Here is a 25,565-nt window from a genome sequence, read left to right as displayed (position 1 = left end):
CTTAAAACCCAAGTTTGGCAGTTTCAAGAACCTTATCGATTTGTTTTTGTAAAGTAGGAGGTATACCTTCAACCTTAACGGTTAAGAATCCTTTTACTATAAGAGAAGTTGCTTCATCTTCACTTAATCCTCTTGCCATAAGATATTCTACCTCTTCTTTAGCTATCTTACCTACCGCTGCTTCGTGGGTTAATTCTACGTCGTAAAAATAACTGTCAAGCTGAGGAATAGCCCTCATGATACCCTCGTCAGAGAGCATAAGCCCTTGACATTCTAAATGTCCTTTGACTTTTGGAGCTTTGGCTACGATTTTACCTCTTGCGATGTTTTCTCCGCCATACACCACAGTTCTTGAGATGATTTCAGTCCTGGTATTAGGTGCTTCCAACCAGACCTCTCCTCCTATGTCTATTTTTGAACCTGGCTGGTTGGCGATGATACTTGCGAAAGAGGCTTTAGCCCCTTCTCCAACCAACCTGCAAACCGGAGAGGTTTGTATGTCTTTTACAGGATAAAGACTTACATAGGTAGAAATATAGGATCCTTCTTCTTCTACCAAAACCCCAGTTCTTGGCCTAACGATGGTCTGATCTCCCCAGACATGAAGCATGCTAAAGGTAAGCTTGGCTCTTTTTTTTACAAAAAACTCTGAAACCCCTATATGAAAAGCAGATTCTACATGAGGATGAACCGAACAAGAGGTTATCAAGTTTAACTCTGCCCCTTCTTCTACTATTACGATGTTATGTACCTTTTGAGCTACTTTTTCAGTCCTTATGTAAAGACAGGTTTGCACAGGATAGACTATCTTATAACCTGGAAGAGCCCTGATAAAATAACCATCATCAAGGTCTTCGGCTGTAGCTTTGGTAAATTCATCTTTTTCCGGAGATAAAAGCTTCCAGTAATAGTCTGATAACCAATCATATTTTTTAAGAGCCTCTGTTATGGGAAGTATCTCAAGGCCTTCTACCTGTTTTCTACAAACCACAGGTTTAGCGTCTATCTGAACGTATTCTCCCTCTCTTTTTAAAGACGAATCAAGCCCTAAAAACCTTAACCTTTCCTTTTCTTCTTCAGAAAGTTCGGAAAGGTCCTTAGGTATGTTACCTTCTTTTGCAGATTTAAACTCTTTAAGCAGTTTATCTTCAGCCATCTTGTTTTTCCTCCCATTAAGCCAGTCTTTTTAAACAGTTTTTACAACCTTCGTACCCAACCTTCTGAATACCCTCAAAGATTTCTATGGGATTTCCTGTACAGTAGATTTCTCCCTCCATGATAACATATCCTAAATCCGCTGCTACATGCTGTAAAATAAAACCTGTATGGGTAATGATCAAACCACTTTTTGTCCTTGGCTTGTGAGGGGTATCTTTTTGCAACAGTTTTTTTATCATCTGACCGATAAGGTTTAGGTTTTCTACATCCACCCCAGATTCTGGCTCATCAAGTAATACTAAATCTGGGTTTTGAACAAGCAGCTGAAGAAGTTCGCTTTTTTTAATTTCCCCCCCGGAAAAACCTTTGTTTACCTCTCTTTCAAGGAAGGTTTCAAAGTTAAAACTTCTTGCAAGCTCTTCGATCTTAACGTTGTTTTCCTTGGCACAGAGTTTTAAAATATCCCTTAGCTTGACCCCTTTTATGGTAGGAGGTCTTTGAAACATAATCCCTATACCTCTTTTAGCTCTTTCATAAGGAGGAAGGTCGGTTATATCCTCACCTTTAAAATATATTTTTCCGTATTTTACTTTATAGGTTGGAAAACCCATGATAGTCATCAACAACGAAGTTTTCCCTGAACCATTTCTACCAAATATTACATGGGTTTCTCCTACAGGTATTTTTAGAGATATACCCTTTAAAACTTCTCGCCCTTCAACCTCTACCCATAGGTCTTCTATCTCTAACAAAACTGACATCTACGTCCCCCTCTAAAATATTATACCTCTCTTATGTTTAGCAAGTTAATATAAAATTCTTAAAAGTCAATAAGCCTAAACGCAAAATGACATACTATTTAAGCCTACATATTTTTTATTTTTACCTTGACAAAAGAGGGAAACCGTTTATATTTTTAAAATATTGGAGACTTCATAAAGCCCCCATCGTCTAGTGGACTAGGATACTGGCCTCTCACGCCAGAGACACGGGTTCGAATCCCGTTGGGGGCGTTCTCAAAAAATTTTTCTACAATTCTTATCGTGTCCTTGATATTTAAACCCTTTTGTTTTTCAAAAAAACATTTTTTATAATTTTATAAAACTATAAAAAATTCTAAAAAAATCTAAAAAATAAAGAAAAAACCTCAAAAAGTTTTTTAATCTGGTTTAATCCGTTTTGACTTTATCTGTAAAAAGTATTTATACTGTAAATATAGACTGATTTCATTTACGAGGTTATGTCATGAAGAAGCTATGTCTTTTTATGTTGTGCTTTTTGGGACTTTTAGGAACAGCCTGTAGTAAAAAAGAGCCAAGGGTAAGTCCAGGGATTGATTTAAAAGATGGAAAATGGGAAATATCGATAGATATGGAATCTTCCTCTTATCCTATAAACTTGCCTAAGCAGGTTTATACTCAATGTCTTACTAAGGAAAATTTTATCCCTATACAAGAACAAAGTCTGGGTGCTTCTAATTCAAATTGTGCCTATAAGCAAAAGGAGATAAAAGGAAACAGCGTATCTTGGGTTATGGAATGCAAAGAAGATGATGGAGGAAAGGTGATTAATGAAGGATCTTTGGTTTATAAAGGAGAGCAGTTTGAAGGAAGGTTGGTAGTTAAAAGTAAAGACGTAGAGTTTGTCCAAAAGATTCAGGGTAAATGGGTTGGAACTTGTGATCCCGGGAGGTAAATCATGAAAAAATTTTCTCTTTTTTTAGGCTTATTTTGGTTGTTTTTCTTTGTTTTTACATTTCAAGCTCTTAATGCGCAAACCTTAAAAAATTTGGAGCAAACAAAGCCTTCTAAGATAGAAATAAAAAAAGTTGGTCCTGCCTCGCAAAAGGTAGTTAAACCATTAAAAATTGAATGGTTAGTTCCTAAGAAACCAATATTAGGGGAAACAGACCCGGTTCCTTCTGATGCGGTGAAGTTTTCTCAGTTTAAAGTTGAATTAAAACCAGGGGAAGCCATTGAGTTTTATATTCCTCTACAAGCAGGAGGAACAGAAATTTCGGTTAAGTTTGTTCCTGAAAACATAACCCTTTCTTTGCAAAAACTACGATTAAAAAAAGTGCCTGTTTCTGATCCTCAAAAAATAGAAAATGTTTTGCAGTCTTTGATTCAGGAGCAGAACCAACAATTAGAGGTTAAAGATCTCTCCTTTATCCTTTTGATAGAGAATAATGTATTAGGTCAAAGAATCTTTTATCCTGAAAACGAATTAAGTAGCAGGTATAAATTCTGGCTAAAGTTAGATAACAAATTTTCTGTGTTTGAACAGGCTAAAGGGGTTTTAAAAAATCAAAGTGCTAACCTGATCAAAGGCACAGTTTATGTTTCTTCTACCGACCATACTAAAAAGGTAGCTTATCAACTTCAAAAACAACAAAAAGAGATCGAAGAGGCTATAGAAAATACCAAAAATCCTGAGATGTTATGGATAGTCTCACAACTTCTTAAAAGGCATTTAAAGGGTTATCCTGGAGGGCAGTCTGAGTTCGAAGAAAGTTTCGCTAAAAATTTGTCAAGTTTGAGGGTTCCTCAGAACTTAGTGGTCAATGTTTCTGATACGCTGGTTAAATACGAAAATAAAATCCAGCAGAAGATCGTAAATCAAGAAGTCTTAAAAATAGAAGAGACCAAACCCGTTAAAAGAGAAACGATTAATAAATTTTTAAAAATAGAAAAAATCCAGACATTGAAAAGGTTTGACAGTAAAGTTGACAAAATGACTCCTGAAGGCCCAAGAATCCATATAATCTATCCTAATGGAGAAGAAACATGGGAAGAAGGGAAAACCTATAACATAAGATGGGAAAATGTAAATTACCAGCAAAAAGTAAAAATAGTTTTAAGGTGGGAAGGTGGTCAACATACCATAACAGACATTCCTAATACAGGCAGTTATGCTTTAACCCTACCTAAATTAAGTAATCAAAAGGAACTTCGGTTATGGGTTGGTGTGTTTTCTATGGACGAAAGAATTGGAGATTGGAGTGATAAAAGTTTAGTGGTTAAAAAGTTAGGTTCCAACGAAAAATATAAGATCAGGGTGTTAGGAATTATGTCTCATCGTTGTGCTGATGACGAAGGCTGGGAAAGAGGTTGCGACGACGAAGAACCTTATGTGGTATGGGCTGCTTTTGGTCCAACCTATGAAAGCTGTGGAAGAACAGATGAAGGAAAAGGGGTAGGAAAAGGAGATACTTGGCTTTTTTCTAAGGATGTTAACGTCTACGGAAGTGGATCCAACAAAACGGAGGCTATAGAAGTAGACGCGCCGCTTATTTTTCTATATATGGTTTTAGAAAAAGATTCAGGCTCTCCCAGCAGGGATGAAATCGTTAACGCCACCACAGGAGCTCTTTCTTTAGCTAAAGCCATATATGATAAAAAATGGGATGAGGCCATCAAAAATGTAGGGGCTATTTGGGATACCATAGTAATCTTTCAAAAGATAGCTGCTAAAAGTGATGACCTCTATCCTCCCTATCTTTCTTATTTTGACCATCAATCTCTACTTCAGATTACCACAGGGAACGGGAACCCGCCTCCCATGGATAGATCTTTGCTTTCTTCAGCTGGAAACTACGACCATCTGTCTATAAGAAGGGCAGATATCTACAAAGACCCTGTCAATCAGAAAAATCTGCAATGGAGCGTATTTTATATGGTAATAAGAGCAGATTCAGGATATTAACTTTTTAAAACCCCTAACTTTACTGTCAAATATTTTTTATCAGGTTAGGGGGTTCAATTTTTAGGCACTTCATCCAAGATTTTTCAGCGATTGACAAAGCAAACTAACCTGTTATTTTAAAAATATTTTAAAAGAATCATCTTTAAACATCAGGAGGACCTTATGAGGTTCTTCAGGATTTTATGTAGTTTGTGTTTTTTTATGATTTTTTTGATTACAGAGGCCTATAGTTTAAACATTGTGGTTTCAAATTCAGCTTTAGAAAAATTAATTAAGGAAATAGTTTCTACCAAACAAAATGTGATCACGCTACAGTCTGAAAAAAGAGATTTTCATAGTTTTGAGCCTACCTTTTCTCAATGGAACTTAATTAGAAATGCAGACCTCATGGTGATCGTAGGCACAGAACACTGGGCTAACAAAGTTTACCAGATAAGGGCTAACAAGCCTTTACTGAGCCTTGCCAGAGGGCAAACAAGGTTTGCTGACCCACATCTGTGGTTTGACTTAAACAGGGTAAAAAGTTTATCCTCTGATTTGGTTCAATTTTTAGAGGTAAGGGATCCTGGGAATAAGATCTTTTATCGGGAAAGATTGCAACAATTTCTAAAGACTGTAAAGCTCTTAGAAGCCAAAATCATAGGTTTAAAAAACTGTCAGTATAAAGAAGTGTACATATTAGGTCACCCTGTGTTTAATTATTTGTTAACACCTTGTGGAATAAAGGAGAAAACGTTGATTAAAGGCCATCATAAAGAAGGAGAGCCAAGCGCAAAAAACCTTACAGAAATGCTTCAAAATGTACAAAAAAGAAACCCTAAGATAGTTTTTCTTACTGACCCAGAGTTTGAAAACTATGTCTCTTTATTCAAAAGTAAAGGCGTAAAAGTAGTAACACTTTGGTCTGGAGGAACTTATAGATTTCAAGGTAGCTTTACCGAACTTTTGGATTATAATTTAAGCTGGTTAAGTCATGCTTTAGGTTGTGGAAAATAGCTTTTACAGGAGGTAAAAGTTGTCTTTTAAACTTAAAATAAAACTCTTTTTTCTCCTTTTTTTAATCGGGTTTGCGGCTCTTTTGCTTTTACCTACCTTTGTGCCCAACCTTCCTCCTTGGTTTAAAAAATATGTCTATCGAGGCGAGCTTAAGCTTGGTCTTGATTTAAAGGGTGGGGTTCATTTAGTATTACAACCAAACATCGATAAAGCTATGCAAAATCAGTTTGAAAACTATGTTCAAGACATTAAAGCACAACTAAACAAATTGGTTTCCTCTCCTTATGAGGTATCGATCGATAACCTAAAGGCTGTTTTTAAATTTCAAGACCCAAAAGACGTGAAGGTTTTTAAAGATGAGGTTTTAAAGGGAATAAAAGAGATAGCAATTTCCAAAGAGTATCAACAAGGAAATTTATTTATAGTTGAGGTAACCTTATCAGAAGAACGTATCAGTTATATAAAAGAAAACCTTTTAAACCAAGTTTTAGAGGTAATAAGAAATAGGGTAGACCAGTTTGGGGTTGCAGAAGCAATCGTCACCAAACAGGGGAAAGATAAGATAGTAGTTCAGTTACCTGGTCTTAAAGACCCAGAAAGAGCCATAAACATCATAGGCCAAACCGCACAACTTGAGTTTAGGTTGGTAGACGAAGAAACGATGCAAAGGCTTGATCTATCAGAGTTAGTAAATTCTTTGGTACAAACCGGTAAAATTTCCTTAGATGCTTCGATAGAGGAGTGGAGAAAACTACTTGCCCCTTACTTGCCCCAAGACTCCCAGTTTTATTTTATGGTTGAGAAAGATAAAGAAACAGGAAAGGTTATCAAAAACCCAATAGTGTTAAAAAAAGAGGTTTTGTTAACAGGTACTTATCTAAAAATAGCACAGGTAAGAGTTAATCCTCAAACCAACGAACCTTATGTATGGCTTCAGTTTGACTCAAGAGGGGCCAAGATATTTGAACTTATCACCTCAGAAAACGTGGGTAAGCGTTTAGCTATCGTGCTTGATGAGGTAGTCAGATCAGCTCCGGTGATAAAAGAAAAGATTTCTGGAGGAGAGGCCCAGATTACAGGTGGTTTTTCTATGCAAGAAGCTTCTGACCTGGCACTGGTCCTAAGAGCAGGGGCTTTACCTGCTCCGGTAAAAATCTTGCAAAACATAACCATAGGACCTTCTTTGGGGACTGACTCGATCAAAAAAGGATTGATAGCAGGGGTCATAGGAGCAGCAGCGGTTATAATTTTTACGATTTTTTATTACAGAATATCAGGTATAGTTGCTGTAATAGCTTTAGTTCTAAATATTTACTTTCTTTTAGCCTTACTTTCTGCTTTTCAAGCCACCCTTACACTTCCAGGAATTGCAGGCATTATCCTTAGTATAGGAATGGGGGTTGATTCAAACGTCCTTATCTTTGAAAGGATAAGAGAAGAGTTAAAAACGGGAAGGACGACTTTTTCTGCCATTTTCCAGGGATATTCAAAAACTTTTATAACCATCTTTGACGCCCATGTAACTGTGCTTATAACTTCTTTAATTTTATTCATCTTTGGTACAGGTCCTATTAGAGGGTTTGCTGTAACCCTATCTATTTCTATCTTAGTAAACCTCTTTACCGCAATCTTTGCAACCAAAATCTTTTATGAATATCTGTACGAAAGGGGTATCGATTTTAGGATAAAATTTTTCGAATTGATTAAAAAAGCCAACTTTAACTTCATGAAGTTTAAAAAGAGCTGTGCGATAATGTCTTTAATTCTTTCCTTAACCGGTTGTTTTGGAATATTGCAAGCCTTTTTAGGCAAAGCCAATTTAGGTATCGACTTCACAGGAGGGGCTATTATTTATCTTAGTAGTGAAAAAACCCCTGACTTAGGCCTCCTTAGAAAAACCTTAGAAGAAAGCGGAATAAAAGATTTTATGTTACAAGATATAAAGAAAGAAAACATGATCCTTCTTAAGGTAAAACTTAGTAAAGAAAGCCTTACAGAAGAGGTAAATCATATTCTTTCTCTTTTGAATCAGAAACTTACTGATTATAAATTTAATGTAGTTTCTAAAGAGGAAATAGGTTCTACCATTAGTCAAGAACTTCAAAACAAAGCAACTTTAGCTATTCTGGGAGCTTTAGTAGGAATTATCGTTTATTTAGCCTTTAGGTTTAACGTTTATTTTGGTATAGCTGCCGGATTGGCGACCTTTCATGATGTTTTAGTAACTTTTGGTTTGTTTTATCTTTTAGGGAAAGAGATAAACCTTCTTTTTATCACAGCCCTTCTTACCTTAGCAGGTTATTCTTTGACAGACACGGTGGTAATCTTTGACCGTATCAGAGAAAATTTACAAAAACATAGTTTTGCCAACTTTGATGAGCTTATCAACAAAAGTATAAACGACGTTTTTTCTCGGACGATAATCACCGTTTTGACCACCCTTTTTGGGTCTTTGAGTCTCCTTTTGTTTGGAGGAATAGTGATAAGAGATTTTGCTTTAACTTTAACGATAGGTTTTATAGTAGGGACTTATAGTTCTATTTTCTTGGCTTCACCTTTATTACAGGTTTTACACAAAGGTAAGCTTCCCCAGTTTAAGTAAGGAGGTCACCAGGTTTTAACCTTTTACCACAGGCAAACTCAAACGCAGACATTCGTTTTTTACCCTCTGGCTGGACCTCCATCAAAAGAAGGGCACCTTGGGAGGTGCCTACTAATACCCCTTCTTGGTTTATCCTTAGTATTTCTCCTGGGGTATTATTTTCTGATTCTAAGGCTTTAGCCTTATATACCTTAAGGATTTTTCCTTGGATGTAGGTATAGGCTGTAGGCCAAAGAACAAAGGCCTTTACCTTTCTCTCGATAAACCAAGCAGGCTCTTTAAAAGTAAAAAATCCATCCTCTTTTTTTAATAAAGGTGCGTAAGAGGCACCCCCCTCAGGTTGAGGGATAGGCTTAATTAATCCTTTTTTATGTAGATTTATAGCTTCTAAAATAGCCTCTTTACCAAGGTCACTAAGCTTTTGAGCTAAGGTTTGGGCATTGTCTTCTGGATTTATCGGAATCTTTTTCTGCAAAAGTATAGGACCAGTATCTAATCCTTCGTCCATAAGCATGATGGTTATCCCTGTTTCTTTTTCTCCTTGTAAAATAGCCCAGTTGATAGGAGAGGCACCTCTGTATTTAGGAAGCAAAGAGGCATGTATGTTCCAGCATCCAAATCTCGGAATTTCTAAAACTTCCTTAGGTAGGATTTTACCATAAGCACAAACCACGATCAGGTCAGGAGCAAGTTCCTTTAGAATTTTAAAAAATTCAACATTTCCTTTTATTTTCTGAGGGTCTAACACATAAATTCCCTTTTCTAAAGCCCATTTTTTCACCACACAGGGTAGGGTTTTTAAACCTCTTCCCTGGGGTTTGTCTGGTTGAGTAACCACTGCTATAAGGTTTTCATTTTCATGCAGTCCCTCTATAGGTGGTATCGCAAAGTCTGGACTACCAAAAAAAACTATACGATATTTTTCCATCTTAATCCCTCTTTTAGGTTGAATAACCTTTGAAATCAGGTATCTTTACACAAGTTTAACAAAATTTGCTTAAAATAAAATAGAAGATTAAACTCTTATCTTGAAAGATTCTAACAGCAGGAGGAGGTTTTATGGATCTTATTCAAGCTGCTATCTTAGGCATAGTAGAAGGACTAACCGAGTTTCTGCCTGTCTCTTCCACAGGCCATCTTATTTTGACTGCTCATATCTTAAACATTCCTCACACTAACTTTACCAAGACTTTTGAAATCTCCATACAACTCGGGTCTATTTTGGCGGTTTTATCTCTATATTACGAAAAACTTTTAAAAGATCAGGAAACTTGGAAAAGGATTATTTTGGCTTTTATTCCTACAGGGATCTTAGGGTTTTTACTTTATAAGATAATCAAAAGATTTTTTATAGGCAACGACCTTTTAGTGGTGATCAACTTGATTTTCGGAGGGGTAGTGCTTTTATTTATAGACAGATTTCTTCAAAAAGATAATGGGTTGTCTGATGTAAAAGAGCTTAGTTTAAAGAAAATACCTTTAATAGGGGTTTTTCAGTCTTTAGCCATGATGCCTGGAGTTTCTCGTTCAGCTGCTACCATCATAGGAGGGATGGTGGTTGGTCTTAACAGAAAGGCTGCGGCTGAGTTTTCCTTTCTTCTGGCCTTACCAACGATGCTTATGGCTACCAGTTATGACCTCATCAAATCATATTCCGAGATGTCCTTTCAAGATTGGCAAGTCCTTTTAGTAGGCTTTATCTTTGCTTTTTTTACGGCACTGGTAGCTATCAAAACTTTTCTGAGTTTTATTTCTAAGCATAGTTTTTTTATATTTGGAGTTTACCGTATTTTTATAGGTATTATTTACTTTCTGATGTTTTTATTTTAAAATGTTTTATAGGAGAAAAACTTGAGGTTATTACTATAAAAAAAGTGCTGGTAGTTGGAGGTACAGGCTTTGTTGGGGGAGCTTTAGTGCCTGAACTGATAAAAAAAGGTTTCAGTACGACTTTATTGGTAAGGGATTTAGAAAAGGCTAGGTCTCGGTTTTCAGGTTGTGATTTTATTTTGGGAGACCCTATGAAATCAGGAAGTTGGCAAGCTGAGGTTTCCAATTTTGACGTGGTAATCAATCTGGTAGGACAAAACATCTTTGGAAAATGGACAGAGTCCTATAAAAGGCTAATCTTAGAAAGCAGAGTTAAGTCTACAGAAAACATCGTAAAATCTTTAAAAAAAGACGCTTTTTTGATAAATGCCTCAGCCATAGGATATTATGGAGATAAAGGAGATCAATCCGTAGACGAAGACTCTCAACCAGGAAATGATTTTCTGGCAAAAGTATGCATAGAATGGGAAAAACAGGCCCAAATTGCTAAGAAGTATGGAGTTAAAGTAGCTATAACCCGTTTTGGTATCGTTCTTGGTAAAGGTGGTATGCTTGCCAAGGTTTTACCTGTTTTTAAGTGGGGATTAGGTGGAACTTTGGGGGATGGGAGACAATGGTTTTCTTGGATACATATAAGTGATTTAGTAAACGGCTTGATTTTTCTCATAGAAAAAGACCTTGAAGGAGTTTTTAACTTTACTTCCCCTCAACCTGTAACCAACAAAGAGTTTACTAAAGCCCTGGCTACGGTTTTAAAAAGACCAGCTTTCTTTAGGGTACCTATGTTTGCCTTAAAGTTGTTTTTAGGTGAGTTGGCAGACAGTATAACTGCAAATATAAAGGCTCATCCTCGAAGATTGATACAAAACGATTTTAAATTTATTTACCCTGAGATAAAGGGGGCTTTGGAAAGTTTAGTTAAATAACAATTTTTTAAATCTTTTTAAACTGTATCACTATAGATTGAAGTTGCTTCTCCGTAATTTCTAAATTTTTTGAAAGGTTAACCATGTTTTGAGTAATCTCTTCTGTAATTTTAACTTGCTCTTCTATGGCTAAAAACATATCATTTATCAATCTTTCTACATTTTCAGCCATCTGATGGTTAGAATCTATAAAAGAATATAGTTCCTTTAAGGTTGCGATGCTTTTATCTAAGCTTTCTTTAAGGGCAAAGATCGAGGTGGTAAAAAAGTTGATGTTTTTTTCTACAGAAAGGATGCTTTCGTTAATGTGTTTAGCAAACTGATTGGTTTTGTTAGCTAATTTCCTAATTTCTTCAGCAAGCACAGTAAAACCTTTTCCAGCTAATCCCACTCGAGCAGCCTCAATAGATGCGTTCAGGGACAAGATAGTCGTTTGGTCTGCGATGTTATGAATTTCTGTCAAAGAATTTTTGATTTCTTGGAACGAGTTTTGCATTTTTTTTGAGGTCTCTACAAAATTTTTAAGGCTGCTTTCTATAACTTTTACCTCTTCTATCATAACGTTTATCTTTTCTTTTGACTCCTCAGATTTTTTTACCAAGTTATCTGTTTCAGATTTTATGGGTAATATTTTTTCTGAAAGGGTTTGGATGGCAAAATTAAACTTTTCTACCAAAGAAGAAATATATTTACCAGATTCTTGTGAAAGTTGTAAAGCTTTTATAAGAGCCTTAGAAACATAATTTGACAAACTTTTTATGTAAGAAAATTTCCAAAGTTTTTGTGCTACTTTTCTTAGGTTGATAGGGTAGGGGGAAAAAGTTGAAGTGAGATTAAATGCTTTGGTTTCTTTTTTAAAAAAGTTGAACATGTTTTTCCCCTAAAGGTTAATAAATTTGATCTATAATGTCAAGCCCACAACTTAAGTTCTCAAACCAGTTGAGAAATTTCTTTACATTCTCTCCCTTAAAAATTGCTCCATGTTGAGGAGCTATAATGGTTGGATTAAGAGGTTTGACTGAGTTAACCCATTTTTTGCATACTTTATTGCTTCCCATATATCTTTTATGGAAACCTTCCATAAGTTTTACATGGTTTTCAAAGTTTTCTACAAAAAGATATCTCTGGCCTTTAGGAAAAACAGCAGCCCCTATGTCTCCGGAAAACAAAATTTTGCTTCGCGTATCAAATATGGAAAAATTTCCCTTAGAATGAAGAAAATGAGCAGGTATAAACAAAAGTTTATCACCTGAACCCAAAGTTAATTCTCCCCCTTTATCTTCTAAAGGAATGGTCCGCTTTAAAGAATTGTAACCAAAATGGGGAATAAACCTTGTCCAAAGTTTGCTGATATAAACCTTGGCGTTGGTGTTTTCCAACCAGGTAATTAGTCCTGAGCTTACGTCAGGGTCTTGATGGGAAAAGAAGATATATTCTATGTTTTCAATATTTATGTAGTTGGCAACAGCGGCTAAAACCCGAGGGAAAACATACACCCCACCTGGATCAAGAAGAATCCCCTTTCCTTTATTTATGATCAGATATTGATTAGTCTGTACCAACCCTTCTTCTTCCTCTTCTTCCCATCCTAACCAGATAAACTTGTGGTCGATATCTTCATAAAGCACCATTCCTTTTATCAAGGTTTCTCTATCCATACAAATCTCCTTTAAAATTAATATTGTTTAAACATTATAATCAAAATTAAAAAAAATTAAAGGGTAAAAATAGAGGCTTTTTTTCTTAGTTCTTCTTCCATTTTTTTTATACCTTCCGTGGTTTCAAGAAGGGAAAAGATGTTTCTTTTTAGTTCTTGTATTCCTTCCGCCACACTACCTACATCCTTAGCTACTGACTCAGACGTAACACTCATCTCCTCTGTCGCACTTGCAATGCTCTGTATCATCTCCTGCAATCTTTCTGCCGCATCTGCTATCCTACTAAGAATCCCTGATGCCTCCTCACTAAGCCTTGCACCACTCTCAACCTTAGCACCTATCTCCTCTACCTCCCTACTCACCTCCTCTACCACTCCCTTTATCTCCCTTATAACACCTGCTATCTCATCGGTTGATTTGTTAGTTCTTTCTGCTAATTTTCTTATCTCCCCTGCAACAACCGCAAAAGATTTTCCATGCTCTCCAGCTCGGGCTGCCTCAATCGTTGCGTTTAATGCAAGTAAATTGGTCTGCTCTGCCACATCCTTGATAAACTCTACCACACTCTCTATTGCCCTGGTCCTCTCCTCTAAACTGTACATAACTTCCTTCAACTTCCCTGCATTCCTTTCTATTACCTTAACCTCATTTGCTGTTTTTAAAGTATAGTTCTCCCCTTCCCTTGCAATCTCAGCTGTCTTTTTACTCTCTTCAAGTATGTTGGTTGTGTTTTTAGCTATGTCAACCACCGTAATAGACATCTGTTCTGCTGCGCTTGCAATCTGAGTTGCCTTTTGAGTCTGATTCTCAATACTTGCACTAAACTGCTTGGTTATGGCAGATAACTCCTCACTTGACCCAGCAAGGGCAACTGACACATGCTTGACCTCATCTATAAGATTTCTAATGCTAACTAATGCCTCTCTGAGGTCAGCACTCATCGTTCCTATTTCATCTCGACTGTCAACAGCTATCTCAACCGCAAGATCCCCTTCCCTTACCCTTGCCAAAGCCTGCCTTAACCTCTCGATAGAACCCCTGATAGATTTAGTCACACCAAAAACTACAACCAAAGAAATAACTATAAAAATTCCTCCAAATACAAACAAAATAACAAAAAGACGTTTGATGCAAATTGATACTTCATGACCTCTTTCGTCAGCAGTTTTTGCATAAAAGGCAACCAGCTCGTTAAGAGCTTTTTCAATCGTCTTGGTTTTAGGAATCACCTCTTTTTCATAAAAAGAGATAGCCTCCAAAGTTTTACCTGCTAAGACAAGTTCAAGGGTTTTGTTGGTTAACTCTCTTGCTGAAACTATAGAATCTTGCACGTTTTGCAAAAGTCTTTTTCCTTCCTCTGATCGGGTAACAGACTTAAGAAAATCCATAGCTTTCTTATACTCCTCTCGAGCTTTAAGGATTTCGTTATAATACTCCTTTCTTTTTTCCGGATCATTCGTTAAAAGAAGTTTGGTGACGTTATAGTGAACACCTACCATAGTCTCTCTTCTAACCTTAGCAGCCATCTCGAGCTTGTCCGCTCTTTCTCCTAAATCCTGAACGTCTTTTTTCACAATAAACAAAGAATATAAAGTATAGAAAGATACAAGGCCGACTATAAAAAAGATAACACCAAAACCTGCAAGAAGCTTTTTGGTAATACTCCAGTTTTTAAACATCTTTACCTCCTATTTTTTTATTTTTACCTTATAACCAAGTTAACTTTCGCAGATTTCTTCCCAGCTCTTAAAACCTTGGGGGTTAAAACCCAGAAACATAAGAAGCCTTTTCACAAAAAAGTCTACCAGCTCCTCTAAAGTCTTAGGTCTTTGATAAAACGAGGGCATGGCTGGAAAAATAACAGCTCCTGCCTTAAGACAAGCTTCCATGTTTTTTATGTGAATAAAGTTTAGAGGGGTTTCTCTCACCACTAAAACTAAAGGCCTTCTCTCCTTTAACATCACGTCTGCCGCCCTTTGAAGCAGATTTCTTGAAACTCCATGAGCAATAGCCCCTAACGTCCCCATACTGCAAGGTATGACCACCATCCCAGAATATAAAGAAGAACCACTGGCAGGTGGAGCTGAAATTTCCCTTTCCTGATAAACCTTAAAAGCTAAATCTTTTAGACCATCCCACGAAGAGTTTAACTCTGCCTCCCAAACCCTTTTTCCTGCCTCTGTAATAATTACCTCAGTTTTAACCCCTAACTCCCTTAGTTCCTGTAAAAAAAACTTTGCATAAATCGCTCCACTTGCCCCTGTTATACCTACTAAATATCTTTTTTCCATCTCTGAGCACTTTTCTTAGCTATTTGGTCTACCTTTTCGTTTAAAGGATCTCCACTGTGGGCAGAAACCTTTTGAAAAGAAACCTTATGAAACTTGAGAAGTTCATCAAGTTTTTCCCATAAGTCCCTATTTTTAACCGGTTTTCCGTCTGCAGTCCTATAAACTTTTTTCTTCCAGTTAGAAAGCCACTGTGTTGCACCTTTTATCACATATTCTGAATCACAAAAAATGGTAATTTCAGTAGGTTGTTTAAAAAAAGAAAGGGCCTGGAGGACTGCCTCAAGCTCCATCCGGTTGTTGGTGGTTACTTCTTCCCCACCTGTAATCAAATGTTCTCGACCATCATCTAAAATCAAAACCGCCCAGCCTCCAGGACCTGGATTCCCCAAACAAGCCCCATCTACATAAACTTTTATCATAAACTTTATACAAACTAAACCCTAAATTTCTCTACCGCGGTCTTAAGCTCATTCCCAAGTTTGGCAACCTCAGTCGTTGTAGCAACCACCTGCTCAACCCCTGCCTCAAGCTCCTTGGCTGCCTCTGCCACACTGCCCACATCCTTTGCTACAGCCTCTGCTGTCACACTCATCTCCTCTGTCGCACTTGCAATGCTCTGTATCATCTCCTGCAATCTTTCTGCCGCATCTGCTATCCTACTAAGAATCCCTGATGCCTCCTCACTAAGCCTTGCACCACTCTCAACCTTAGCACCTATCTCCTCTACCTCCCTACTCACCTCCTCTACCACTCCCTTTATCTCCCTTATAACACCTGCTATCTCATCGGTTGATTTGTTAGTTCTTTCTGCTAATTTTCTTATCTCCCCTGCAACAACCGCAAAAGATTTTCCATGCTCTCCAGCTCGGGCTGCCTCAATCGTTGCGTTTAATGCAAGTAAATTGGTCTGCTCTGCCACATCCTTGATAAACTCTACCACACTCTCTATTGCCCTGGTCCTTTCTTCTAAACTATACATGACTTCTTTTAGTTTTTCTGCTGTTTTTTCTATTATTTTAACTTCATTTGCGGTTTTTAAAATATAGGTTTCACCTTCTTTGGCAATTTCTGCTGTTTTTTTACTTTCTTCTAAAATGCTTGTCGTGTTTTTAGCGATATCAACCACAGTAATGGACATTTCTTCTGCAGCAGAGGCAATCTGGGTTGCTTGCTGGGTTTGGAGGTCAAGGCTTATTTTGAACTGATTAGACACTTCAGTTAGACCATTGGCTGAATCAGAAAGACTTTCTGAAACTTCTTTGATACTTAAAAGAATTCCCTTGAGGTTGCTAATAGCATCATCTAAGCTGTTAGCAATTTTACCTATTTCATCTTTTCTTTGGGTTTTAAACTCGATGTTTAGATGTCCCTGTCCAAATTTTTTTATTTTTTCTTCTAATTCAGAGATTGGTATAGAAATAGAACGGACAGATAAAATAGCCAAAAATCCTGTGATAAGTAAAATTATTAACACAGCTAAGCCAGTTTTTATACTATTTCTCTTCATAGCTTGTATAAAAGCTTTATCGACATCATCAATATAAACCCCTGTTCCTATATACCAGTTCCATGGTTCAAACTTTACGACATAGGAAAGTTTAGGATAAACTTCTTTAGTTACTCCTCCCCCTTTTAACGGTTTAGGCCATTTGTACCAAACAAAAGCCTGTCCTGTTTTACCTGCAGTTTCTACCAAAAGAGTAAAAAGATTTTGATTGTTTACCTTTTCCTCTTTTGCATTAAGGTCAGTCTGTCGTTTGTATGCTACGTTGAATTTGGTGTCAGAAAGAGGTTTTCCTTCAAGCTGAGGAACCGTTGGATGCATTACCATTATCGGATAGGGGAGACTTCCATCATTTATCCAGAAATAGTTAGTTCTTTCTTCATAACGTAAGTTTTTTATGGCAAGCTTTGCCTTTTCTTTAGCCTCTTCTTCGGTAAGATTCCCAGCTTTATAAAGACTGTAGTAATATTCTACTATAGATAAGGCCATCTCTCCTTTTTGAATTAGTTCTACCTTTTTTTCTTTTAGAATAGATTCTTTTAAGTAAGTAGATTGTAAAAGGAAAAATATTATATAACCAAATAAAGAAAAAAAGACTAAAAGCAAAAGCTTATTTTTTATACTCAAATTTTCAAACTTTTTCATGTTCCCCACCTCCTACCAATATTTGAATACTTTTTCTATTCTTAAATTTTATAAAAATTTAAAAAGGAATTTTAGGATATGTGATTTTTTGAACAATTGAATATTTTTACCGCTTTGCCATTATGTTTTTTAAAATAGATTAACCTTATAAGTATTAAGTTGTACCTTTTAATATAAAATTTTAACAAACAATTTTGTGAATTCTTTCTTTTTTGAATATTCTTTAGTAGTGCATGTTACTTTTTTATCTTTTAGCTCTTAGCTTTTTTATGTCAATATTGCTTGACTTTTAGGACCCTGTTTTTATAATAAAATGTTAATTATAATAAAAGGTTAATGAAAAGTATAAATAATGATATATTATTTAATTCCAGGAGGAGGAAATGGGAGAAAGGGGTAAAAATGTTTTAGATGGTTTATCTTTAAGTAAAAAGATTTTTGTTTTAGCTCTTGTTTCTATTTTGTTAGTGTATTCTATAGTTGCGGCTGTTCTTTATTTTCAGACAAGTTCTTCTATAAAAAAGAAAGAACTTGCAACCTTAAACCTTGAATTTAAAACGATTATCCATGAACTACAAACCTTTGACCAGTTTGCAAGGTATTCAGCTGACCGTTTTATGAGTGTTTATATGTCTTTAGGACCAAGTATTAGTAATCCCAGCAACGATGTCTGTGATAAGTTTACCGCTATCACAGGCGGAAGTGTAGCAACCATTTTTAAAAGAGAAGGAGACGATTTTTTAAGAGTGGCAACCTCTCTTAAAAAAGAAGATGGAACCCGTGCAGTTGGGACGACTTTAGATAGGAATCATCCTGCATATCAAGGTTTGTTAAGGGGAGAAACCTATGTAGGAAAGGCTACCCTTTTTGGTAAAGAGTATATGACTAAATATGTACCTGTAAAGGACTCAAGCGGAGCTGTAATAGGCGTATTTTTCATAGGTTTTGATATCACTCCTGTCATTAATGAGTTTAAAAATTATTTAGGCAGTCTTAAGATAGGAGAAAGAGGGTTTGTGTCTGTGTATGATGTTGCCAAAGGAGAACCTAAACTTATTGCTGGAAAAGATTTAGGAAAAGAAAGTATAGAAAAACTATCAAAAGCCAAAGAAGGGGAAGCTGTAGAAACAAAGATAAACGGGGAAAAACATGTCTCTATAGCTCAAGTTTATTCTGGTTTTAAGTGGTTAATTTCTATAAATGTTCCTAAGAGTCAAATTTATGGGGTGTCTTATACTTTTAGAAATGTCATGTTTGTTTTAAATATTTTAGCAGCCATTGCTATAGGAATACTTATTTATGTACTCACTCAAAGAAGCTTGAATCCAATTCCAGACATGGCAGCAAAACTTGGAGAGGTAGCCAAGGGTGATTTTAGCAGAATTGGTTTTGGAAAGGGGTACAGAAATAGAAAAGATGAAATCGGTCTTATCGCCCAGGCAGTTATCAAGGTTGAAGAGTTCACTCAAAGGTTGGTAAAACAGATTAAAAGTTCAGCCTCAACCGTTTATGAGGTTGTAGAGAATCTTCTGGGGAACGTTGATTCTGTAAAGAAAAAAATAGACCTTCAGACCAACCAGGCAAATCAGATTGCAGCAGCAGTAGAGGAGATGAGTGCAACCATTGCAGATGTTGCTAAAAACGCTCATTATGCTCAAGAATTAGCCAATAAATCCCAAAAAGTATCAGAAGAAGGAGCAAGGTTAGCAGATGAGTCTATGGTAATAATTCATGAAACCACTCAAGCAACAGATGAACTTAAGAAAACCTTGGATACTTTAAACATAAGAGTAAACGAAATAGGAGATATAGTTGTGATGATTAAAGACATAGCAGACCAGACAAATCTCCTTGCACTTAACGCAACGATAGAGGCAGCGCGAGCTGGGGAGCATGGAAAAGGTTTTGCGGTGGTTGCAGGAGAGGTTAGAAAGCTTGCTGAAAAAACGATAAAGGCAACCGAAGATATTGCAAATAGAATCTTAGCCGTTCAACAAGAATCTAAAAACTCTATGGACAACATGAATACCACGGTGGAAAAAGTAGGAGAGGCATTAAATGCTTTAACGAAAATTAAAGATGTTCTTGAAAATATTGCTCAATCAAGCATTCAGGTTAGAGATGCTATCAATCAGATAGCAGCGGCAACAGAGGAACAAAGCGTTGCAAGCAATGAGGTTGCTCAGGCTGCTATTCAGTCAAGTCAACTTGCCGTTGAAATAAAAGAATTAAACGATAGAGTTATAGAAGAAATAGAAGTACTTAAAAATGTTATTATGGAATTAAACAGGGCGGTTGAAGGGGTTAAGGTGTAAAAGTATTTGTTTAAGGTATAATTTAAAGGTGATGGGTCTGTAGCTCAGCTGGAAAGAGCACTGGCCTCCGGAGCCAGGAGTCGGGGGTTCAAATCCCCCCAGACCCGTTTTACCTTAAAAAGGGAAGGTAAAACCATGAAGGTTTATATTGAAGGATGTGAAATTGAATTAATCCAAGGAGATATTACTGAACAAGAAACTGAGGCTATAGTTAACGCGGCTAACCAGGAACTTATTCCAGGGGGAGGGGTTGACGGAGCCATTCATAGAAAAGGTGGGCCTGTAATTCTTGAAGAACTTAGGGCTAAATATAAAAAATGCCCTACCGGTGAGGCAGTAATCACGAAAGGGGGGAACCTTAAGGCAAAATATGTTATTCATACAGTAGGTCCTATATACAGAGACGGAAAAAGCGGTGAACCTGAACTTCTTAAGAAGGCCTACCAAAATTCTTTAAAATTAGTCTTAGATTATGGTCTCAACTCAGTTGCTTTTCCTGCTCTTAGCACAGGAGCCTATGGTTATCCTATAAAAGAGGCTGCAAAGATCGCCTTAAAAACAGTATGTGACTTTCTGAAAAAACATAAATCCCCCCAAAAAATTGTGTTTGTCCTCTGGAAAGAAGAACATTTTCAAGTATTTGCAGAAACATTGAAATCGCTGATATCTTCTAAAGGTGCTTAAGGTTTGCCTTTTTTAGGTAAAGGTATGTATTCTACCGAAGAGGTTGTTTTGGTTGGTTGAGGAAATAATTTCATAAGTTGATAGATTTCTATAGGCATGTCTTTGCTCACCGGTAGCCCTAATTCTAAGGCTTTTTCATAAGTAATAGGATAATCGTGAGTAAAGTATCCTTGAGACAGTATTTCTGCTAAGGTGTTTATTTTTTCTTCAGAATATCTATCGTTTAGGATTACTTTTAGATTTTCTTTCATCTGTTTTAAAGCCATCTCAGCTACATCTGCTAAAATCAAGGTTTTATCGTCTATATGTTCTAAAGGTTTTCTTTTAACTGCTCTTAGAATCGAGGCAGCTGGATATTCTCCTAACTGAGGATCTACCGGTCCAAGCACAGCGTGTTCATCCATCACTATTTCATCACAGGCAAGAGCAATAAGGGTTCCTCCGCTCATAGCATAATGAGGAATAAAGGCTGTAACCTTAGCCGGATGTTTTTTTATGGCAAGGGCGATCTGAAGAGAGGCCAAAACCAATCCTCCTGGAGTATGGAGTATTAAATCTATAGGAACGTCTTTATCTGTAAGATGTATGGCCCTTATTACCTCTTCAGAATCGTTGATATCGATGTATCTCATCAGAGGAAAACCAAAAAACGACATTTTTTCTTGACGATGAACCAACAAAATAACCCTTGAACCTCTCTTTTTTTCGATTTGTTCTATGGCTTTTTGTCTGGCTATTTCTAAGAACTTTTGTCTCAAAAAAGGTTGCATAGCTATGGCAAAAAAGATAATCCAGAAAAGGTCTCCTATACCAACCATAACATAAAACCCCCTTAAGGCTTGTCTATATCAAAAAAGGAACCAAAAAAGGTATATTCATCTTTATAGAATCTGCATTTTCTTTTACAGAAAATTTTATATAGCAAGGCTCCTGCCAAAAAACCACCTATATGAGCAAACCAGGCAACCCCACCAAAACTTTCTGGTAAAACCAACGAAAAAAGTCCGTTATAAAACTGAAGCAAAAACCATAAACCCAAAAATATGAAGGCAGGGACCTCAAAAAATAGGGGTATAAAAAACACCGGAAAAACTACCAGAATTCTTGCTAAAGGATACAATAAAAAGTAGGCTCCCATAACTCCAGAGATAGCACCAGAGGCTCCTACTAAAGGAATAACAGAGTTAGGATAGATAAAAGAATGGAGCATCGTAGCTAAAATTCCACACACTAAATAAAAAAATAAAAACCTAAATGGTCCTAATCGGTCTTCAACATTATCCCCAAAAATCCATAAAGTCCACATGTTACCTATAAAATGAAGCCACCCTCCGTGGATAAAAAGATGGGTAAAAAGGGTTAAAAACTTATGATACCAAGGAAAACCAACAAGAAAGTTAAAGTAAGGATCAAAAAAGATAGCAGGTATAAATCCCCAGGTTTTAAAAAAGATTTCTCTTTCTACAGTAGGTAAAGAGATTTCATAAAAAAAAACTAAAGTATTTAAAAGAATGATAAACCAGGTCATTACCGGAGGGTTACGTCTTGGCAAGATATCTTGTAAGGGTATCACCCTAAATCTCCTATCAACGTTCCCCTTACAATCTTTCTAAAGTTTTCACATTTGTCTACAAGATTTTCAAAAACTTCAGGCTCTGAAGGAACTTTTTCAAACTCATAACCTTTGAAAGACACAAAACTATCGAGTCCTTCTTTTCCTTGTTCAATAAACAGTTTTACCAAATCTTTAAAAACCAATCCGTTTTTGCTTAAAGCATAAAATTCTGCAGTTTTTAAGGCATATCTGTTTGGATTAAAGGCCAAAGATACCCCCTGGTTTTCTCTTAAAAGGATTAAAGCCTTCATATCGGTAATACTATCTCCGGCATAAAATCCTTCTGCAAAAGGAACATTTAAACCTTCAGATATTTGTTGGCAGGCTCTTGCCTTTTCTTCTCCCCCTACAGGATTAACCTCTCTTAAAAATACCCCTACATCAAGATTCCAAATAATTTTAAAAAAAATCTCTTCCATCCGTTCAAGCACGTTTAAGAGTTCTGGAGAGAGGTCGGAAGGGGAGGTAGCTTTTAACGGTATTTCTATAGTTGGATAAGAAAGTATTTCTTGGTATAATTTTTCTAAAATTTTTGTTTCTTCCTTTGAAAGGGTTACTTTATCAAGGTCTACCTCTGTACAGAAGATATGGTCCATGGGAAACTCTATAGCCTCGGCAAGGGCTTCTAAATAGGGCTTATAACTTGTGCTGATGATAAAAGTAGGGACTAAATTTTTTATCTCCTTTAAAACCTCAGGTATCTTAGGTAAAAAAAGCAAAGTTTTCCGAGAAAACTCTCTAAGGCTTTGGTTGGTTGCTCCAAAAAGTTTTAAGAAAGGAAGTATTAATTTAAGGGTGTCTCCTGGTTTGTACCCAGGACGTTTTTTAATGTCTGCTAAGTAATCGTCAAAACGAGAGACTTGTTTAAAAAACCTATGGCCCTCAGGTATTATATACTTGGAATACTCAAAAGCGTTGTCGTTTAAGGTTAAAGGGCCTTCGCAGTCAAAAGCTATAAAAGGCATAAGGCTTACCTCTTATTTTGTTTTTTCCTTTCCCGAACTGAGGGAATTTGAAGTTCTTCTCTGTATTTAGTAACCGTTCTTCTTGCTATATTAACCCCATATTTAGATTTTAAAACTTTAGCCACCTCGTTATCACTTAAAGGTTTTTCAGGGTTTTCTTGAGAAATGATCTGTTTAATAAGGTCTTTTACTGCTTTAGAAGAAAGGCTTGTTCCGTCAGAAGATTCATAACCTGAAGAAAAGAAAAACTTAAGAGAAAAAACTCCTGAAGGCGTTTGTACATATTTGCGATTAATAATCCTACTGATAGTAGATTCATGCAACTGGGTTTCTTCAGCCAACATCCTTAAAGTAAGAGGTTTTAAATATTTAATTCCTTTTTCTAAAAACTCCTTTTGATGTGTCAAAATGGCTGCTCCAACTTTATAAAGGCTTGAATATCTACTGTCTAAAGCCTTTAGCAAATTTTCCGCTTCTTTAAATTTCTCTTTTAAAAACTGTTTTGACTTTAAAAACCGGGGGTCCTTTTTCTTTAATTTTAAGTATTCTAAATAAAAGTTATTTAATCTTACCTTAAAGCTTTTTTCCTTGAGAACCTCTACCTTCCATTCTTCATCTTCCCTATAAAACCTGAGGTCTGGTTCTATGTAGGTGGAAGTTTCTACATAAAAATTTCTGGCAGGATAGGGCTCAAGATGTTTGATAACCTCTAAAGCCTCTTCTATCTTTGAAGGTTCTATGCCTAACTTTTGAGAAAGTACGTCTACTCCTTCAGGAATTTGTTCGAAGTATTTTTCTATCAGCACATAAGGAAGACTTTCTTCTTTGTAACCCATAAATAAAAGCTGAGTAAGTAAACATTCTTTAACATCGTAAGAGGCTACCCCTACTGGGTCTAAAGACTTTATGACATTTCTTACTTTTTCTACTTTCTCTGCAGCAAGGTTCACCTCTTTAGCCAGTTCTTCAGAAGAAACGGTTAGATATCCTTTTTCATCAAGATTTCCTACAATATACTGGGCGATTTCGTATTCGACAGGGGTAAATTCTTTCATCCGAAACTGCCAGAGTAAATAATCACTGAGTTTGTCTTCAGCCTTAAGGGTTTTTTCCCAGATAGGTTCTTCTGGTTCCTCCTGAGGTTCTATAAGATAGAAACTCTTTTCTAAAAATTCCTCAGTTCCTAAATCTATTTCATCTGTTAGTTTAACTTCTTCGGGCATATGGTCTCTATCTTGACTAACTTTTGGAGCCAAGTCTTTATATTCTATCTCTAAAAAGGGGTTTGTCTGAGCCTCTTGAACCAGATATTCTTCTAATTCTAAGGTGTTAAGTTGAAGGACTTTTAACAAAAGTTTTAGTTGAGGGGTTAAAATCAGTTGTTGACTAAGTTTTAATTGATTTTTAAGTTCTATCATTTTCTAAAGTTTAAACCTTTCGCCTAAATATTTTTCTCTAACGGTTTCGTTTTCTAAGATTTGTTGAGGGGTCCCTGATCCGATGATTTGACCATCTGCTATTACGTAAGCCCTATCACATATTTTTAACGTCTCTCTAACGTTATGGTCAGAAATCAAAAGGCCGATATTGCGTTCTTTTAACGTTTTAAAAATCTGTTTTAACTGGTCAATTCCTATCGGGTCAATACCTGCAAAAGGTTCATCAAGAAGGATAAAGGAAGGTTCAACCAAAAGGGCTCTGGCTATTTCTAACTTTCTTTTTTGTCCACCAGAAAGGGTATAGGCCTTTTGATATAGGACTTCTCTTAAATTAAAAAGGTCTATATAAAAATCGAGCTTTTCTTCTATTTCTTTCTGTTTTCGTTCTAAACGTTCTATCACCATCTTAAAATTTTCATAAACGGTAAGTTTCCTAAAAACAGAACTTTCCTGAGGAAGATAGATGATACCTTGATTAGCTCTTTCAGAAACATCGTAATCGGTGATTTCTTTGTCAAAAAGCCATACCTCTCCTGAATCAGGTTTAAGAAATCCAGCGATCATATAGAACGAGGTAGTCTTCCCAGCACCATTAGGACCAAGTAAGCCTACCATCTCTCCCTTTTTTATCTCTACAGTAATCCCACGTACTACCTCTCTTTTATTAAAACTTTTTTTTAAATTTTGGGCTTTGAGCATAATAAGTGCAACCAGAAAAAAACTTTAGTTAAGATAAAACTTGGCTCTTACTCTACCTTCGTTTTTAGACAAAAACTCACTCCTATCTTCGTTGAAGTAAATCACCACAATGTCTCCCTCTATCAGGTTTTTATCATACCATACTTTAGGGTTATCCTCTAAAACTAACTTTTCCTGATCCTTGTAGTATACCGCCTTTTCCGCATAGGCTTTCCATTTTCCTTTATAAATAACCACTTTTCCTAAAGCAACCACCTTGGTTACGTTTTTCTTCTCTTCTTGATTAGCATAATAAACATATAACTTATCAGAAAAAACTTTCATATCTCCTCGGGTAGCTTGCACCTTACCTGTAAAAACCGCTATTCCTTCGCTTTCCATAACCTCCATCTTATTGGCGGTCACGCTTACTTCAGAAGCCAATCCTAAAGTATTGGTACCTAAAAATACCAACCAGATCCCTAATAGAAAGATTACAATCCTGTTTATTTTTCCCATATTAAAGATTATAATCTAAGTTTAAGTTTTAGACA

General features: G+C 36.3%; 23 protein-coding genes and 2 tRNA genes. 10 read left to right on the top strand and 15 right to left on the bottom strand.

Annotated elements, in window-relative coordinates:
- Position 1 precedes the first annotated feature (1 nt).
- Complete coding sequence (locus G580_RS0101865; RefSeq protein ID WP_038041297.1) at positions 2–1,156, bottom strand: SufB/SufD family protein; 1,155 nt, start codon at positions 1,154–1,156, stop codon at positions 2–4.
- A 16-nt stretch (positions 1,157–1,172) separates the two neighbouring features.
- Positions 1,173–1,919 carry an ABC transporter ATP-binding protein gene (locus G580_RS0101860; RefSeq protein ID WP_038041295.1) on the bottom strand — a complete coding sequence of 249 codons (747 nt, stop codon included), beginning with the start codon at positions 1,917–1,919 and terminating at the stop codon, positions 1,173–1,175.
- A 179-nt stretch (positions 1,920–2,098) separates the two neighbouring features.
- Between G580_RS0101860 and G580_RS0101855 the strand changes: the two genes are divergently transcribed.
- The 5 genes from G580_RS0101855 to G580_RS0101835 all read left to right on the top strand — a co-directional run bounded on the left by G580_RS0101855 (position 2,099) and on the right by G580_RS0101835 (position 8,461).
- Positions 2,099–2,171: transfer RNA gene (locus G580_RS0101855), tRNA-Glu, on the top strand.
- Positions 2,172–2,403: 232 nt separating this feature from the next.
- Complete coding sequence (locus tag G580_RS0101850) at positions 2,404–2,853, top strand: DUF3617 domain-containing protein (RefSeq protein WP_028840794.1); 450 nt, start codon at positions 2,404–2,406, stop codon at positions 2,851–2,853.
- Between the two features lie 3 nt (positions 2,854–2,856).
- A complete protein-coding gene (locus tag G580_RS0101845) occupies positions 2,857–4,863 on the top strand; it encodes a hypothetical protein (protein WP_028840793.1) in 2,007 nt (668 codons plus the stop codon).
- A gap of 162 nt (positions 4,864–5,025) precedes the next feature.
- Entirely contained in the window at positions 5,026–5,859 is an 834-nt protein-coding gene (locus G580_RS0101840; protein WP_028840792.1) for a metal ABC transporter substrate-binding protein, read from the top strand.
- A 19-nt stretch (positions 5,860–5,878) separates the two neighbouring features.
- Positions 5,879–8,461, top strand: coding sequence for a protein translocase subunit SecDF (locus tag G580_RS0101835; RefSeq protein ID WP_028840791.1), 2,583 nt, complete (start codon positions 5,879–5,881; stop codon positions 8,459–8,461).
- Here the strand turns inward: G580_RS0101835 and fmt are convergent.
- Positions 8,454–9,389 (bottom strand): methionyl-tRNA formyltransferase, encoded by a 936-nt coding sequence (fmt, locus tag G580_RS0101830; RefSeq protein WP_028840790.1) that lies wholly within the window; start codon positions 9,387–9,389, stop codon positions 8,454–8,456. The two genes, G580_RS0101835 and fmt, sit on opposite strands and share 8 nt — an antisense overlap.
- A 131-nt stretch (positions 9,390–9,520) precedes the next feature.
- On the opposite strand from fmt, the gene G580_RS0101825 reads away from it, so the two are divergent.
- Positions 9,521–10,291 carry an undecaprenyl-diphosphate phosphatase gene (locus tag G580_RS0101825; RefSeq protein WP_028840789.1) on the top strand — a complete coding sequence of 257 codons (771 nt, stop codon included), beginning with the start codon at positions 9,521–9,523 and terminating at the stop codon, positions 10,289–10,291.
- Between the two features lie 44 nt (positions 10,292–10,335).
- Positions 10,336–11,217, top strand: a complete 882-nt coding sequence (locus tag G580_RS0101820) for a TIGR01777 family oxidoreductase (protein ID WP_051172978.1) — start codon at positions 10,336–10,338, stop codon at positions 11,215–11,217.
- Positions 11,218–11,224: 7 nt separating this feature from the next.
- On the opposite strand, the gene G580_RS0101815 is transcribed toward G580_RS0101820, so the two are convergent.
- The 6 genes from G580_RS0101815 to G580_RS0101790 are packed head-to-tail and all read right to left on the bottom strand — an operon-like array spanning position 11,225 to position 17,315.
- Positions 11,225–12,088 carry a methyl-accepting chemotaxis protein gene (locus G580_RS0101815; protein ID WP_028840787.1) on the bottom strand — a complete coding sequence of 288 codons (864 nt, stop codon included), beginning with the start codon at positions 12,086–12,088 and terminating at the stop codon, positions 11,225–11,227.
- 16 nt (positions 12,089–12,104) lie between these two features.
- Positions 12,105–12,875, bottom strand: coding sequence for an oxygen-binding di-iron domain-containing protein (locus G580_RS0101810; RefSeq protein ID WP_156874761.1), 771 nt, complete (start codon positions 12,873–12,875; stop codon positions 12,105–12,107).
- Positions 12,876–12,931: 56 nt separating this feature from the next.
- Entirely contained in the window at positions 12,932–14,554 is a 1,623-nt protein-coding gene (locus G580_RS0101805) for a methyl-accepting chemotaxis protein (protein WP_028840785.1), read from the bottom strand.
- Between the two features lie 39 nt (positions 14,555–14,593).
- Positions 14,594–15,166: a UbiX family flavin prenyltransferase gene (locus tag G580_RS0101800; protein ID WP_028840784.1), complete on the bottom strand. Its 573-nt coding sequence runs from the start codon at positions 15,164–15,166 to the stop codon at positions 14,594–14,596.
- Positions 15,148–15,585, bottom strand: coding sequence for a ribonuclease HI (gene rnhA, locus G580_RS0101795; RefSeq protein WP_038041292.1), 438 nt, complete (start codon positions 15,583–15,585; stop codon positions 15,148–15,150). The genes G580_RS0101800 and rnhA overlap by 19 nt, the downstream gene beginning before the upstream one ends.
- A 14-nt stretch (positions 15,586–15,599) precedes the next feature.
- The gene (locus tag G580_RS0101790) at positions 15,600–17,315 is read right to left on the bottom strand and encodes a methyl-accepting chemotaxis protein (protein WP_028840782.1); all 1,716 of its coding nucleotides are present in this window, start codon (positions 17,313–17,315) and stop codon (positions 15,600–15,602) included.
- A 383-nt stretch (positions 17,316–17,698) separates the two neighbouring features.
- Here G580_RS0101790 and G580_RS0101785 point away from each other — a divergent pair, with 383 nt between their 5' ends.
- From G580_RS0101785 to G580_RS0101775, 3 genes are all read left to right on the top strand, one after another.
- Positions 17,699–19,630: a methyl-accepting chemotaxis protein gene (locus tag G580_RS0101785; RefSeq protein WP_028840781.1), complete on the top strand. Its 1,932-nt coding sequence runs from the start codon at positions 17,699–17,701 to the stop codon at positions 19,628–19,630.
- A gap of 33 nt (positions 19,631–19,663) precedes the next feature.
- Positions 19,664–19,737 (top strand) — tRNA-Arg (locus G580_RS0101780).
- A gap of 28 nt (positions 19,738–19,765) precedes the next feature.
- Complete coding sequence (locus G580_RS0101775) at positions 19,766–20,314, top strand: macro domain-containing protein (protein WP_028840780.1); 549 nt, start codon at positions 19,766–19,768, stop codon at positions 20,312–20,314.
- On the opposite strand, the gene G580_RS0101770 is transcribed toward G580_RS0101775, so the two are convergent.
- Genes G580_RS0101770 through lptA form a run of 6 tightly spaced genes read right to left on the bottom strand, consistent with a single transcriptional unit; the run spans position 20,311 to position 25,530 of the window.
- Complete coding sequence (locus tag G580_RS0101770) at positions 20,311–21,132, bottom strand: SDH family Clp fold serine proteinase (RefSeq protein ID WP_028840779.1); 822 nt, start codon at positions 21,130–21,132, stop codon at positions 20,311–20,313. The genes G580_RS0101775 and G580_RS0101770 overlap by 4 nt on opposite strands.
- 14 nt (positions 21,133–21,146) lie before the next feature.
- Positions 21,147–21,887: a rhomboid family intramembrane serine protease gene (locus G580_RS0101765; protein WP_028840778.1), complete on the bottom strand. Its 741-nt coding sequence runs from the start codon at positions 21,885–21,887 to the stop codon at positions 21,147–21,149.
- Entirely contained in the window at positions 21,884–22,894 is a 1,011-nt protein-coding gene (locus G580_RS0101760) for a hypothetical protein (protein WP_028840777.1), read from the bottom strand. Before G580_RS0101760 ends, G580_RS0101765 begins: the two co-directional genes overlap by 4 nt.
- A gap of 5 nt (positions 22,895–22,899) precedes the next feature.
- A complete protein-coding gene (gene rpoN / locus G580_RS0101755; protein WP_028840776.1) occupies positions 22,900–24,312 on the bottom strand; it encodes an RNA polymerase factor sigma-54 in 1,413 nt (470 codons plus the stop codon).
- 3 nt (positions 24,313–24,315) lie between these two features.
- Entirely contained in the window at positions 24,316–25,032 is a 717-nt protein-coding gene (lptB, locus tag G580_RS0101750; RefSeq protein ID WP_028840775.1) for an LPS export ABC transporter ATP-binding protein, read from the bottom strand.
- 24 nt (positions 25,033–25,056) lie between these two features.
- Positions 25,057–25,530: a lipopolysaccharide transport periplasmic protein LptA gene (gene lptA, locus G580_RS0101745; protein ID WP_028840774.1), complete on the bottom strand. Its 474-nt coding sequence runs from the start codon at positions 25,528–25,530 to the stop codon at positions 25,057–25,059.
- Positions 25,531–25,565 lie beyond the last annotated feature (35 nt).

Origin of the sequence: Thermodesulfobacterium hveragerdense DSM 12571 (assembly GCF_000423845.1) — a bacterium.
In the GTDB taxonomy this organism is placed as follows: Bacteria; Desulfobacterota; Thermodesulfobacteria; order Thermodesulfobacteriales; family Thermodesulfobacteriaceae; genus Thermodesulfobacterium; species Thermodesulfobacterium hveragerdense.
The sequence above is the reverse complement of the archived record's forward strand: the minus strand, read 5'-3'. Positions and strand labels throughout refer to the sequence as shown.